The sequence below is a fragment of the Lysobacter sp. genome (genome assembly GCF_035655815.1).
GTDB lineage: Bacteria > Pseudomonadota > Gammaproteobacteria > Xanthomonadales > Xanthomonadaceae > Lysobacter_J.
The window spans coordinates 1-13,467 of the sequence record NZ_DASRTS010000046.1; the positions used below are offsets into that span (position 1 = coordinate 1).

Here is a 13,467-nt window from a genome sequence, read left to right on the forward strand (position 1 = left end):
CGCGCCCGCCGCCGCGGAGGGCGATCCTTCCGTGTTCGCCGCTATGACCGCGATGGCCGCCGCCAACGACGGCGGAACCGATGCAGGCCCGGACCTCTCCGCCCTCGGCGACAGTCCGGTACCGGCCGTTACGACGACGACGGCAGCGTCCGCGGCCGCCAGTGCGGTCCGCACCGCCGCCGCCGTCGCGCCGCAGGCGCCGGTCGCGATGGACGCCAACTTCGACGACGCCTTCGGCTCGCGCATCGCGTGGATGGCCGAACAGCGCGTCGGCCACGCCGAGATCCGCGTCAGCCCCGACCACCTGGGCACCATCGACGTGCGCCTGCAGCTGGACGGCACCCGCGTCAACGCCGAGTTCCACAGCGCCCAGGCGGACGTGCGCCACGCGCTGGAATCCAGCCTGCCCCGCCTGCGCGAAATGCTGGGGCAGTCCGGGCTGCAGCTAGGCCAGGCGGACGTGGGCCAGCGCCAGAACGGCCAGCCCTCGCCGTCGAACGGCCAGGCCGGCTCGACCGCCCCGTCCGGCGGCAACGAGCGCAATGCCGACAGTGGCTGGACGCCGGGTCCGGCACCACGGGCCTCGCGCGGACTGCTGGACGAATACGCATAAGGCGCCGTCGGGAGTCCGACGCGACCTCGCCGTCAAAACCCCGACGCATTGCTTTCCCTGCCGCGAACGGGAACGAAGCCGTCGCGCTCGAACGTGCGGTCTCAAGCCCCTCCCCCACCGGGAGAGGGGTTGGGGTGAGGGCTAACGGAGCCATAGCGCACGAATTCCAATGCGGTGCAAAGCTGGTTTTTGCTTCTCGCAGCGGAAAGGCAGGCACCAGCAACCTGCTCCGCCACTACTCCGCCGCCCCTCACCCCAACCCCTCTCCCAGTGGGAGAGGGGCTACACGCCCGCGACCGGCGCAAGCCCAAAGTCGACCCCTGCACCACCCGGCACACCCCTTGCACGGCTACGGCATCCGTTAGTCCCGAGATTCCGTGCATGTCCAAGCCCGCCGCCAACGCCGCTCCGCCCGCACCGCGCAGCAGCAACCTCGCCCTGTGGATCCTGATCGTCCTGCTGGCCATCGGCCTGGCCGGTGCGGGTGCGTGGTGGTTCCTGCAGGGCCGCAACGGCGGCGCCGCGCCGGAAGCCGAAGCCAAGCCGGCCGCCACGCAGCCGGCGCGCTACTACGCGCTGGAGCCGGCCTTCGTCGTCAATCTGGCCGACACCACCTCGGTCCGCTACCTGCAGGCCGACGTGCAGGTGATGACCCGCGACGAGGCCACCGGCGCCGCGCTGGAACTGCACTCGCCCGCCATCCGCAACCGCCTGCTGCTCCTGTTCGGCCAGCAGAGCGCCGCGCAGCTGGCGCAGCGCTCGGCCAAGGAACGCCTGCAGGAACAGGCCCTGGCCGAAGTGCGCGGCGTGCTGAAGAAGGAAGGCGCGGCCGACAAGGTCGAGGCCGTCTTCTTCACCAGCCTGGTCACGCAGTAACGCCACCCTGCGACGGGAACCACAGCGATGATGAGCGACCTGCTCTCACAGGACGAGATCGATGCCCTGCTGCACGGCGTCGACAGCGGTGCGGTCGAAACCGAACCGCCGGCGGCGCCGGGCGAGGCGCGCAACTACGACTTCGCCAGCCAGGACCGCATCGTCCGCGGCAAGCTGCCGACGCTGGAGATGATCAACGAGCGCTTCGCGCGCACCTGGCGCATCGGCCTGTTCAACCTGCTGCGCCGCTCGGCCGACCTGTCGGTGCGCGGCATCGATCTGATCCGCTTCGGCGAGTACATGCATTCGCTGCAGGTGCCGACCAACCTCAATCTGGTGAAGATGAAGCCGCTGCGCGGCACCGCGCTGATCATGTTCGAGCCGCGCCTGGTGTTCACCGTGGTGGACAACTTCTTCGGCGGGTCGGGCAAGTACCACACCCGTATCGAGGGCCGCGAGTTCACGCCCACCGAGATGCGCGTGATCCAGCTGCTGCTGCGCCAGACGTTCTCCGACCTGGTCGAGGCGTGGGCGCCGGTGATGCCGGTGGAGTTCGAATACCTCAATTCCGAGGTCAACCCGCACTTCGCCAACATCATCAGCCCGCGCGAGTACATCGTGGTGTGCCGCTTCCACGTCGAGCTGGAAGGCGGCGGCGGCGAATTCCACGTGTCCTTCCCCTACGCGATGCTCGAGCCGATCCGCGAACAGCTGGATGCCGGCGTGCAGAGCGACCGCATCGAGCGCGACGAAGGCTGGACCGTGGCCCTGCGCTCGCAGCTGCACGATGCCGAGATCGAACTGAGCACGGTGCTGGCGCAGCGCGCGATCAGCCTGCGCGAACTGTGCCGCCTGCGCGTGGGCGACGTGATCCCGATCGAGATCCCGCGCACGGCCACGCTCAAGGTCGAACAGATGCCGCTGTTCTCCGGCGAGTTCGGCACGCACAACGGCCGCAACGCGGTGAAGGTGCACACCGTGCACGCGGTGCGCAGCACGCCGGTGTTCGACCCCATGCAGCCCGAGCACGCCCTTTCCGTTTCCACGCCGGCCACCGCCGACACGCCTTCCAGGTCCTGAGCCATGAACCCTTCCGAATTCGCCGCACGCGCCGCCTTCGATCCGCTGACCGCCGACGCCGGCGCGGCCTCCGACCTCAACCTGGACGTGATCCTGGACGTGCCGGTGACGCTGTCGCTGGAAGTCGGCCGCGCGCGCATTCCGATCCGCAACCTGCTGCAGCTCAACCAAGGTTCGGTGGTCGAACTGGAGCGTGGCGCCGGCGAACCGCTGGACCTGTACGTCAACGGCACGCTGATCGCGCAAGGCGAAGTCGTCGTGGTGAACGACCGCTTCGGCGTGCGCCTGACCGACGTGGTCAGCCCGGCCGAGCGCATCAAGAGGCTGCGGTGAGCGGCAACGTGTTTTCGGTCGACGGCGTGGAAGCGGCGCTGCTGCTGGCGTCGGCTTCTGCTACTGCTACTGCTTCGGCAGCGACTTCAGCTTCCGGTTCGATCTCGGCTTCACAGTCGGTCGCGCCAAACGCGGTGGTGGAAGGCTCCCTCCCCTGCTCGCAGGGGAGGGTTGGGGAGGGGTGCGAGCCGCTCGCGGCGAGCCTCAAGGAAGCACCGGCAACCCCGGCGCTTCGCGCCGGCTCACCCCCTCCCAGCCCGCAGCCCTCGGGCGACAGCCCGATGGCGTTCGTCGGGGCGCGCGCCAATGGCGCGCAAGCAGTCCCTCCTCACCCCCTGCAAGCAGGGGGAGGAGTAGACACAGCCACCTCGTCAGCACAGGTCAGCGCAAACGCCGCAGCCACAGCGGGAGGCATCGCACAGAAACACACCGCCACCGTCGGCGTCCCCGCGAAACCGCAGACCTTCGGCAAGCCCGCCGAAGGCCCCGGCATCGGCGGCGCGGTGTTCGCGCTGATCCTGGTGGTGTCGCTGATCCTCGGCCTGGGCTGGCTCGCCAGGCGCATGCCGGGTTTCGGTCGCGTGGCGGGCGGCAACGCGCTGCGCGTGGTCACCTCGCTGGCGCTGGGTCCGCGCGACCGCGTGGTGGTGGTGGACGTGGGCGGCACGCAGTTGCTGCTCGGCGTGGGCCAGGGCGGCATGCGCCACCTGCACACGCTGGCCGAACCGCTGCCCACGGCACAGGTTTCGCAGGGGAATCCGGGACTGCCGAACCTCGCCACGCCATTCGCGCAGTTGCTGCAGAAGCATCTCGGGAAGAAGCCGTAGGCGCAGTGCGCCGGTCGATTCCTTCGCAAAACCCTTCCTTCCTCCCGTCATTCCAGCGAACGCTGGAATCCATCTTGATCTTCCGACCGTGCAACCGACCGCAACCGCCAAATCAGAATGGATTCCAGCGTTCGCTGGAATGACGACGGCTTTCGCTGCAGCAATCCCGTCAGGCCTCCGTCGCGTCGCGTTGGCGGCCCTCTTCGCGCTCGCACTCGTGCTGGTCGCGCTGACGCAACCCGCCTTCGCCCAGGCGCAGCCGCAGGCCGCGCAAGCCCCGCTCGCGCAGAACCTCGCGGCGACGCCGTCCAACGCGCCGTCTGCCGCCAGCGCGTTGAGCGCGCCGCTGCCGGCGGTGACGGTGGGCAAGGTCGGGGGCGAGCCGGTCAGCATGCCGATGCAGGTGCTGCTGCTGATGACCGGCATCACGCTGCTGCCGGCGGCGCTGCTGGGACTGACCGCCTTCACGCGCATCATCATCGTGCTGGGCCTGCTGCGGCAGGCGCTCGGCACCGGGCAGACGCCGAGCAACCAGGTGCTGCTGGCGCTGGCGCTGTTCCTCACCGCGATGGTGATGATGCCGGTGTTCGACCAGGCCTGGGCCGCGGGCATCGCGCCCTACCTCAACGACCAGATGGATTTCCGCAGCGCGTGGGCGGCGGCGTCCGACCCGTTCCGCGGCTTCATGCTGGCGCAGATCCGCGAGAACGACCTGATGACCTTCGCCGGGCTGTCCAACAGCGGCCCGTATGCGACGCCGCAGGACGTGCCCTTCAGCGTGCTGGCGGCGTCGTTCCTGACCAGCGAGCTGAAGACCGCGTTCGAGATCGCGTTCCTGATCTACATCCCGTTCGTGATCATCGACCTGGTGGTGGCCAGCGTGCTGATGTCGATGGGCATGATGATGCTCTCGCCGATGCTGATCTCCGCGCCGTTCAAGATCCTGCTGTTCGTGCTGGTGGACGGCTGGGTACTGGTGGTCGGTTCGCTGGCGGCCAGCTTCAACCCGGTCTGACGCCATGACGCCGGAAACCGCACTCACCGAAATCGGCCGCGGCCTGCAGATGGCGCTGATGCTGGGCGCCCCGCCGCTGATCGCGGTGCTCGTCGTCGGCGTGGTGGTCGGCGTGATCCAGGCCGCCACGCAGCTCAACGAACCGACCATCGGCTTCGTGGTGAAGGCCGTCGCCCTGGTGGCGACGCTGGCACTGACCGGGCACTTCCTGCTCGGCAAGCTGGTGTCGTTCACGACGGACCTGTTCCACCGGATTCCGCACCTGGTGGGGTGAGGCAGGCCGCTAACGCGGCACTGCCGCGTGGCCTGCCGAACGCCCGGACATGGATGTCCGGGCCGGGCGATCCGAAGCCCGCCACGCGACGCCTAGGGATGGCATCCACGGCGTCACCCAAGGCAATGCACCGCGCCATTGGCGCGCGCGTCGCCGAACGCCCGGACAGGGATGTCCGGGCCGGGCGATCCGGAGCCGAGCACGTGTCGCCATGGACGGCAACAGCAGGAGAGAAAGCATCGTGACAACCGCCCCGACCCGCCTTCCATCGTCCGTTCCGAGCGTAGCGGCGCAGACGCTCGCGAAAGCCCCCGGGTGCGCTGCGCTTGCCCGGGTTACCACCGTTCGTCATTCCCGCGAAGGCGGGGTGTCCTGGGCCGCCGAATGGCGGCACTGTCCATGGACGTTCTCTTCGCTTCGCCTAGTGCCACGGAGACGCTTCCGGGGAAGCGTGAAAAGTCCCTGGATTCCCGCCTTCGCGGGAATGACGGGCGGAAAGCAAAGCGTCCCGAACGTTGCAAACCCACGCTAATGGAACCCGTCACCGGCACCGTCATCGACGGGCTCAACCTGTTCGGCATGCTCGGCACCGTGCTGTGGCATGCCATCCGCATCGGTGCGGCGATGCAGGCCATGCCGATGCTGAGCGGGCGCAGCCTGCCGATGCGCGCGCGGTTGATCACCACCCTCGCCCTGGCAGGCGCGCTGTCCGCGCTGCTGCCCACGCCGCCGGCCGCGGGCGTGGATGCCGCCACGGCGCTGACCGTGCTGCGCGAGTTCGCCGTGGGCATCGCCATCGGCACGGTGCTGCGGCTGGCCTTCGAGGCCGGGCAGTTCGCGGGCGAACTGGTTTCGCAGGGCATGGGCCTGTCGTTCGCGACCATGGCCGACCCGCTCAGCGGTGCGTCCTCGCCCGTGCTGGCGCAGTGGTTCTATCTGGTATTCGGACTGCTGTTCTTCACCTTCGACGGGCACCTGGCGCTGGTGAAGCTGCTGCTGGACAGCTACCACGCGTTGCCGCTGGGCACACCGATCCCAGACATGCAGCAGTTCCTGTCGGTGGTGCCGACGTTCTTTTCCACCGCGCTGCGGGCCGGCCTGCTGCTGGCGCTGCCGGTGGTGGTGGCACTGCTGGCGGTGAACCTGGCCTTCGGCGTGCTGGCGCGCGCGGCCTCGCAGCTCAACCCGATCCAGCTGGGCCTGCCCGTCGCGCTGCTGGTGGGGCTGGTGCTGCTGATGCTGATGGCACGCGAACTGCAGGGGCCGGTGGAGCGTCTGTTCGACTCGGCTTTCGAAGCGGCCCGGACGCTGACTCCATGACGACTCTCCACCGATTCGTCATTCCCGCGGAGGCGGGAATCCAGCGCCTTCGCACCTGATGCATTGGAAAGTCGCTGGATCCCCGCGTTCGCGGGGATGACGGTTCTCTCCGGAAACCGCCGTGTCCAGCGAAGACCAGGAAGACCGCACCGAACAGCCATCAGAAAAACGATTGCGCGAGGCGCGCGAACGCGGCGACGTTCCGCGATCGCGCGAACTGGGCAATGTCGCCGTGCTCGGCTGCGCGGCGATGGCGCTGGTGGCCACCGGTTCGCACATCGGCAGCGCGTCGCAGGAATGGCTGCATGAGGCGCTGACCATCGATCCGGCCATCCTGGGCCAGCACGACCGCCTGCTCGCGCGCGCGGCCAGCCTTCTCGTCGGCCTGGTGCTGCCGATGCTGCCGATCCTGCTGGCGACGCTGGCCGCGTGCTTCATCGCGCCGATGGTGATGGGCGGGCTGCGCTTCGCCAGCAAGTCGCTGCAGCCGGACTTCGCGCGGATGAGCCCGCTGGCCGGCCTCAAGCGCCTGTACGGCAAGGAAAGCCTGGCCGAGCTGGTGCGTTCGCTGCTGCGCGTGGTGCTGATCGGCGGGCTGGGCGGCATGGTGGTGTACGGCGCGTTCACGCGCCTGCTGGCGATGGCCGGCATGCCGCTGGAAGCCGCCGTCGGCACCGGTCTTTCGCTCATCACCAGGGCGGTGCTGGCGATGGTCGGCGCGCTGGGCGTGCTGGCGCTGATCGACGTGCCCTGGCAGCACTGGTCGTGGCGCAACCGCCTGAAGATGACCAAGCAGGAACTTCGCGACGAATACAAGGAAAGCGAAGGCAATCCCGAAGTGAAGGCACGCGTGCGCCAGGTCGCCGCGCAGCTGTCGCGCCGGCAGCAGATGGAAGCCGTGCCCACCGCCGACGTGGTGGTCACCAACCCCACGCACTACGCCGTGGCCCTGAAGTACGAGGCCGGGAAGATGCGCGCGCCCAAGGTGGTCGCCAAGGGCGTGGACGAGATCGCGCTGGCGATCCGCGACGTGGCCGGCAAGCATCGCGTGAGCATCGTCGAGGCGCCGCCGCTGGCACGCGCCTTGTATCGCCACGGCCAGATCGACCAGGAGATCCCGGTGAAGCTCTACGCGGCCGTTGCGCAGGTGCTGTCCTACGTCTACCAGCTCAAGCGCTGGCATCCGGCGCACGGCCCCATGCCGACGCTGGGCGAGGTCGCCGTGGACAAGGGCTTGTCCGACGGCACACCCGCCGACGCCGCTGACGGGAACCCGACGGCATGAGCAGTCAGCCCTTTGACAGGGGGGCTTCGGGAGGCCGCGTCTCGCTCGGGAGCGTAGGCCACGCGATCCGCAGCGGCCTGGCCACGCCGGTGGTGGTGCTGGCCATGCTCGCCATGGTCATCGTGCCGCTGTCGCCGCTGGTGCTGGACGCGCTGTTCACCATCAACATCGCCATGTCGCTGGTGGTGCTGCTGGCCGTGGTGTACGTGAAGCGGCCGCTGGAGTTCTCGGTCTTCCCCAGCGTGCTGCTGCTGGTCACCCTGCTGCGCCTGGCGCTGAACGTGGCCTCCACCCGCGTGGTGCTGCTGCACGGCCACCAGGGCCCGGCCGCCGCCGGCCACGTCATCGAGTCGTTCGGCCAGTTCGTTATCGGCGGCAGCTTCGCGGTGGGCATCGTGGTGTTCGCGATCCTCACCATCGTCAACTTCGTGGTCGTCACCAAGGGCGCCGGCCGCATCTCGGAAGTGTCGGCGCGCTTCATCCTCGACGCCCTGCCCGGCAAGCAGATGGCGATCGACGCCGACCTCAACGCCGGCCTGCTCACCCGCGAGGACGCGAAGCTGCGGCGCGAGGAAGTGCGCGCCGAAGCGGACTTCTACGGTTCGATGGACGGTGCCAGCAAGTTCGTGCGCGGCGACGCCATCGCCGGCCTGCTGATCCTGGCCATCAACATCATCGGCGGCGTGCTGATCGGCGTGCTCCAGCACGACATGGCTTTCGCCGACGCGGGCACCACCTATGTGCTGCTGGCGATCGGCGACGGCCTGGTCGCGCAGCTGCCGGCGCTGCTGATCTCCACCGCCGTGGCGATGCTGGTCACGCGCGCCACGCGCGAGCAGGAGATGGGCCAAGCCGTGAGCACGCAGGTGCTGCATCCGCGCGCGCTGGCCGTGGCCGCAGCGCTGATGGGCCTGGTCGGCATCGTGCCGGGCATGCCCAACCTGCCGTTCCTGATCCTGGCGGCGTTGCTGGGCTACGCCGCGTGGCGCCTGCACCGGCGCTCGCTGGCGCCGCCGGAGGAAACCGCCGAAACCGAAGCGGCCGCCACCGCCGCGGCGCAGCCGGAGCTGAGCTGGGACGAGCTGCGCCCGGTCGAGCCGCTGGGCCTGGAAGTGGGCTACCGGCTGATCGCGCTGGTCGACAAGAACCAGGGCGGCGAACTGCTGGCGCGCCTGAAGGGCGTGCGGCGCAAGCTCACCCAGGACCTGGGCTTCCTGATCCCGGCCGTGCACGTGCGCGACAACCTGGAACTGGCGCCGGGCAGCTACCGCGTGCTGGTGCATGGCGTGCCGGTAGCCAGCGGCGAGATCCATCCCGACCGCCACCTCGCGCTCGACCCCGGCCACGTGTTCGGCAAGCTGGAAGGCATTCCCGGCAAGGACCCGGCGTTCGGCCTGGATGCGGTGTGGATCCAGCCGACCCAGCGCGCGCATGCCGAGTCGCTGGGCTACACGGTGGTCGATGCGGCCACGGTGGTCGCCACGCACCTGTCGCACATCGTGCGCGAGCGCGCCGCCGAACTGCTGGGCCACGAGGAAGTGCAGCAGCTGCTGGCCACGCTGGGCCGCGCGTCGCCGCGCCTGGTCGAGGACCTGACGCCCAAGCTGCTGCCGCTGTCGACCGTGGTGCGCGTGCTGCAGTCGCTGCTGGCCGAGCGCGTGCCGGTGCGGCAGTTGCGGCAGATCGTCGAAGCCCTGCTGGAACACGGCGCGCAGACGCAGGACCCCGCCCTGCTGACCGCCGCGGTCCGCACCGCGCTGGGCCGCTTCATCGTGCAGGAACTCAACGGACTGGGCGCCGAACTGCCCGTCTATACCTTGGCGCCGGCTCTGGAACGGGTATTGCAGGACTCCGTCAGCGGCCAGGGCGCCGCGCTGGAACCCGGACTCGCCGAGCGTCTGCATCAGAACCTCAGCGAGTGCGTCACCCGCCAGGAAAGCCGCGGCGAACCCGCGGTGCTGCTGGTCCCCGGTGGCATCCGGTCCGCGATCGCCCGACTCGTGCGGCACAGCGTCCCCGCGCTGACCGTGCTGGCCTACGGCGAGGTGCCGGAGGACAAGCGGTTGCGGTTGGTGGGGGCGATTGGGTGAAGAGCCGGGACTCGGGACTCGGGACTCGTGAGGTAGCGAGGTAATGCGCCGCTTCAAGGACCAGTAGTCACCGACGCTGTTGCTGTTGTTGCTGTTGTTGCTGTTGTTGCTGTTGCTTCACCTCCGAGTCCCGAGTCCCGGGTCCCGAGTCCCGAGTCGGGTCCCGAGTCCCGAGTCCCGGGTCCCGACCCCCGCCAAGAAAGCCTTCCAACCCACTCATCGCTGCCACACACACCATGCGAATCAAACGCTTCATCGCCCCCGACATGCGCACCGCGCTGCGCATGGTGCGCGACGAGCAGGGTCCCGACGCGGTGATCCTGTCCAACCGTCCGGTCGAGGACGGCATCGAGATCGTCTCCGCGACGGACTACGACGAATCCCTGGCACAGCAGGCGCTGCGCGCCGCGTTGCCGTCGCTGCCGCCGATGCCGGCGCCGGTGGCCTCGCCGCTGCGCGTGGCCGCTGAAGCGTCGGCTGCAGTGGTCGCGATGCCCGCGCGCGAGCCGGCACCCGCCATGGCTGTCAGCCCGATGACGGCTGCTTTGTCGAATGAACGCCCGCAGGCACCGGCAGCGCGCGAAGAGGCGAAGTCCTCGCGCATGGGTTCGCTGGCCGCGCTGCTCACCAAGCCGTCCAAGGCGAAGCCCGCCTGGACCGCGCCCGCGGCCGAGTCCGCGCCGACCGCCGACGACGACCGCGCCGCACCGGCCGAGCGCGCCGAGATCGAACGCGAGGAACCGGCCGTGGTCGCCCTGTCCGACAAGGCGCGCTCGAAGATCGCCGAATCGCCGATCCGCGGCCGCGCCGTGTTCGCCATCGGCGACGGCACGCCGGTGATCACCCCGCCGCGCGCGCCGAAGGGCGAGACGCTGGTGGCTGCCTCGCTGCCTGCGCCGGACACCTCGCGCTTCGACGCGATGATGGCCGCGCTGATCCCGCAGCAGGAGAAGTTCAAGGCGGCGGCGTCCGCGCAGGTCGCGCTCGCCGAAACGGCCGCATCGCAAGATGCGGACGCGCATGAAGCAACAAGGGACAGCGTCACCGATCCGACGCGGGTCGCGCCCACGGCTACGGTCGACATCGGTGACGCTGCTCCCTCTCTATCGGCGGATGTCGCCGCGGTTGAAGGGCAGCAATCGATGCCCGCCACCGACACGGCACCCGAGTACCGCAGCCTAGCCGACCTGTGGGCCGACGACGCTTCGCTTCCCTCTCCCACCGGGAGAGGGATCCAGGGTGAGGGGCGCGATCAGGCTGACGTGGCCGACGTCGCTGCCGCTGGGGCCCCTGCGTCATATATCGATCTGCTGACCCAACACTCCGTTGCCCCTCACCCCACCCCCTCTGCCACAGGGAGAGGGGCTCAGGTGGCCGTCACGTCCGCGGTTTCGACCGCGAACGCCCAGACCCACCTCCACGCCGTCGCCGACAACCGCGATCCGGCCTTCATCGCCATGCGCGACGAACTGGCCACCATGCGCCAGTTGATCGAGCGCGAGCTGTCGCAGATGAGCGTCGAACGCCTGCGCGGCACCCCGGCACGCGCCGCCGCCTTCGATGCGCTGATGAGCTACGGCTGCGACGAAAATCTGGCGCAGGCCATCGCCGGCCGCATCGACGCTCGCCTGGATCCTTCCCAGATCCGCGAGCCGATGCTGGAAGAACTGGCGCGCTCGCTGAGCGTGGCCCGCCAGGAGCCCATCGACGACGGCGGCGTGATCGCCCTGGTCGGCCCGACCGGCGCCGGCAAGACCACCACCGCCGCCAAGCTGGCCGCGCGCTTCGCCCAGCGCCACCGCGCCCGTGACGTCGCCCTGGTCACCACCGACACCGAGCGCCCCGGCGCCACCGAACAGCTGCACATCCTCGGCCGCCGCCTCGGCGTGACGGTGTGCGAGGCCAACGGGCCGGAAGCGCTCAACGACGCCCTGGACCAACTTGCCGACTACCCGCTGGTCATCGTCGACACCGCCGGCCATGGCCTGCGCGACCGCGCTTTGCTCGGCCAGATCCTGTGGCTGCGCGCGGCCAAGCGGGTGCGCAGCCTGCTGGTGCTGCCGGCCAACAGCAACGCGCACGACCTGGGCGAAGTGGTCCGACGCTACCGCCCGGCCTCGCCGGAAGGCGTGGTGCTGACCAAGCTCGACGAGACCGGCCGCCTCGGCTCGGCCCTGTCGGTGCTGGTCCAGCATGGCCTGAGCCTGGCCTACACCACCGACGGGCAGCAGATCCCGCACGACCTGGCCGCCGCCGACGCACGTCGGGTGGCGATGACCCTCGAGAAAGTGCGACGTGCTGCCGATAACCCCCTCGGGTCTCTGGATTCGCGTCCCCTGACCCTCCCCACCGAGGACCGCCATGCCATCGCCAGCTGATCACAACGCCGTTCCCGCCTCCATCAACGCGGGCACCGCGCGCGCGCCGGTGCGCGTCATCGCCGTGGCCAGCGGCAAGGGCGGCGTGGGCAAGACGTCCGTGTCGGTGAACCTGGCCATGGCGCTGGTGCATGCCGGCCAGCGCACCCTGCTGCTGGACACCGACCTGGGCCTGGCCAACGTCGACGTGATGCTCGGCCTGTCGCCGCGCTTCACCCTGGCCGACGTCTTCGCCGGACGCTGTGAGCTGCAGGACACCCTGCTGGAAGGTCCGCGCGGCCTGTGGGTCGTGCCGGCAGCCTCGGGCAAGCGCCACATGACCGAGCTGCTGCCGCAGCAGCACGTCGGCCTGGTGCATGCCTTCTGCGAGCTGGACCTGCCGATCGACGCGATGGTGGTGGACAACGCCGCCGGCATCGCCGACAGCGTGCTGACCTTCTGCCAGGCCGCGCAGGACGTGATCGTGGTGGTCTGCGACGAACCGGCCTCGGTTACCGACGCTTATGCGCTGATCAAGGTGCTCAGCCGCGAGCGCGGCGTGAACCGCGTGCAGGTGCTGTGCAACCAGGTCAACAACGCGATCGAGGGCAAGCAGCTGTTCGAGAAGCTGCAGCGCGTCAGCGCACGCTTCCTCGACGTGACCCTGCATTATCTGGGCTCGATCCCGCGCGACGAGTGGCTGCGCCGCGCGATCCAGCGCCAGGAAGCCGTCGTCGAAGCCTTCCCGGGCTGCCCGTCGGCGCTGGCCTTCCGCGACATCGCGCGCCGCGCCGCCAGCTGGCAGGCGCCGCTGGGCCCGCGCGGCGGCGTGGAGTTCTTCATGGAACGCCTGGTCACCCAGACCGGCGCGGCCAACGCCGCGGCCGATCCACTGCGGAGTGCCGTCGCATGAACGCCGCTGCTGCACAGTACAAGGCGACGCAGCGCGCCGCCGACACGCCCAATGCCACCGACATCGTCGAGAAGCACGGCGAGCTGGTGCGCCGCATCGCGCACCACCTGGCCGCGCGACTGCCGGCGAGCGTGGAGATCGACGACCTGATCCAGGCCGGCATGCTGGGTTTGATCGATGCCGCCCGCAACTTCCAGGCCGACCAGGGCGCCGCGTTCGAAACGTACGCGTCCATCCGCATCCGCGGCGCGATGATCGACGAGATCCGCCGCGGCGACTGGGTGCCGCGCTCAGTGCACCGCCGCTACCGCGACGTGGTCGCGGCCACGCGCGCGGTCGAGCAGGCTACCGGCCGCGCCGCGACCGCGGCCGAAGTCGCGGCCGAACTCGGCGTCGGCATCGGCGAATACCACCAGATGCTCGAGGAGGCCGCGCGCGGCCAGCTGCTGAGCCTGGACGCGCACGCCGAGGAACATGACGGCGA

13 protein-coding genes are annotated in these 13,467 nt (G+C 69.8%); all 13 read left to right on the forward strand.

What is annotated here, in order from left to right; all coding sequences use genetic code 11:
• Nucleotides 1-613 (forward strand): flagellar hook-length control protein FliK (locus VFE83_RS13060; protein WP_324906819.1); only part of this gene is annotated, 613 nt, incomplete at its 5' end.
• A gap of 381 nt (nucleotides 614-994) precedes the next feature.
• Entirely contained in the window at nucleotides 995-1,489 is a 495-nt protein-coding gene (locus VFE83_RS13065) for a flagellar basal body-associated FliL family protein (RefSeq protein WP_324906821.1), read from the forward strand.
• A gap of 30 nt (nucleotides 1,490-1,519) precedes the next feature.
• Nucleotides 1,520-2,569, forward strand: coding sequence for a flagellar motor switch protein FliM (fliM, locus tag VFE83_RS13070; protein ID WP_324906823.1), 1,050 nt, complete (start codon nucleotides 1,520-1,522; stop codon nucleotides 2,567-2,569).
• 3 nt (nucleotides 2,570-2,572) lie between these two features.
• The gene (fliN, locus tag VFE83_RS13075; protein WP_324906825.1) at nucleotides 2,573-2,902 is read left to right on the forward strand and encodes a flagellar motor switch protein FliN; all 330 of its coding nucleotides are present in this window, start codon (nucleotides 2,573-2,575) and stop codon (nucleotides 2,900-2,902) included.
• A gap of 413 nt (nucleotides 2,903-3,315) precedes the next feature.
• Nucleotides 3,316-3,729, forward strand: a complete 414-nt coding sequence (gene fliO, locus VFE83_RS13080; RefSeq protein WP_324906842.1) for a flagellar biosynthetic protein FliO — start codon at nucleotides 3,316-3,318, stop codon at nucleotides 3,727-3,729.
• A gap of 139 nt (nucleotides 3,730-3,868) precedes the next feature.
• Nucleotides 3,869-4,744: a flagellar type III secretion system pore protein FliP gene (gene fliP, locus VFE83_RS13085; RefSeq protein WP_324906827.1), complete on the forward strand. Its 876-nt coding sequence runs from the start codon at nucleotides 3,869-3,871 to the stop codon at nucleotides 4,742-4,744.
• Between the two features lie 4 nt (nucleotides 4,745-4,748).
• Nucleotides 4,749-5,018, forward strand: a complete 270-nt coding sequence (locus tag VFE83_RS13090; protein ID WP_324906829.1) for a flagellar biosynthetic protein FliQ — start codon at nucleotides 4,749-4,751, stop codon at nucleotides 5,016-5,018.
• A gap of 531 nt (nucleotides 5,019-5,549) precedes the next feature.
• On the forward strand, nucleotides 5,550-6,338 hold the full coding sequence (fliR, locus tag VFE83_RS13095; protein WP_324906831.1) for a flagellar biosynthetic protein FliR: 789 nt from the start codon (nucleotides 5,550-5,552) through the stop codon (nucleotides 6,336-6,338).
• Nucleotides 6,339-6,459: 121 nt separating this feature from the next.
• Nucleotides 6,460-7,623 carry a flagellar biosynthesis protein FlhB gene (gene flhB / locus VFE83_RS13100; RefSeq protein ID WP_324906833.1) on the forward strand — a complete coding sequence of 388 codons (1,164 nt, stop codon included), beginning with the start codon at nucleotides 6,460-6,462 and terminating at the stop codon, nucleotides 7,621-7,623.
• A 104-nt stretch (nucleotides 7,624-7,727) separates the two neighbouring features.
• Nucleotides 7,728-9,713, forward strand: coding sequence for a flagellar biosynthesis protein FlhA (gene flhA, locus VFE83_RS13105; protein ID WP_414674742.1), 1,986 nt, complete (start codon nucleotides 7,728-7,730; stop codon nucleotides 9,711-9,713).
• A 236-nt stretch (nucleotides 9,714-9,949) separates the two neighbouring features.
• A complete protein-coding gene (locus VFE83_RS13110) occupies nucleotides 9,950-12,091 on the forward strand; it encodes an AAA family ATPase (protein ID WP_324906836.1) in 2,142 nt (713 codons plus the stop codon).
• Entirely contained in the window at nucleotides 12,075-12,983 is a 909-nt protein-coding gene (locus VFE83_RS13115) for a MinD/ParA family protein (RefSeq protein ID WP_324906838.1), read from the forward strand. Before VFE83_RS13110 ends, VFE83_RS13115 begins: the two co-directional genes overlap by 17 nt.
• Nucleotides 12,980-13,467 (forward strand): sigma-70 family RNA polymerase sigma factor (locus VFE83_RS13120; protein WP_324906840.1); only part of this gene is annotated, 488 nt, incomplete at its 3' end. The genes VFE83_RS13115 and VFE83_RS13120, both read left to right, overlap by 4 nt.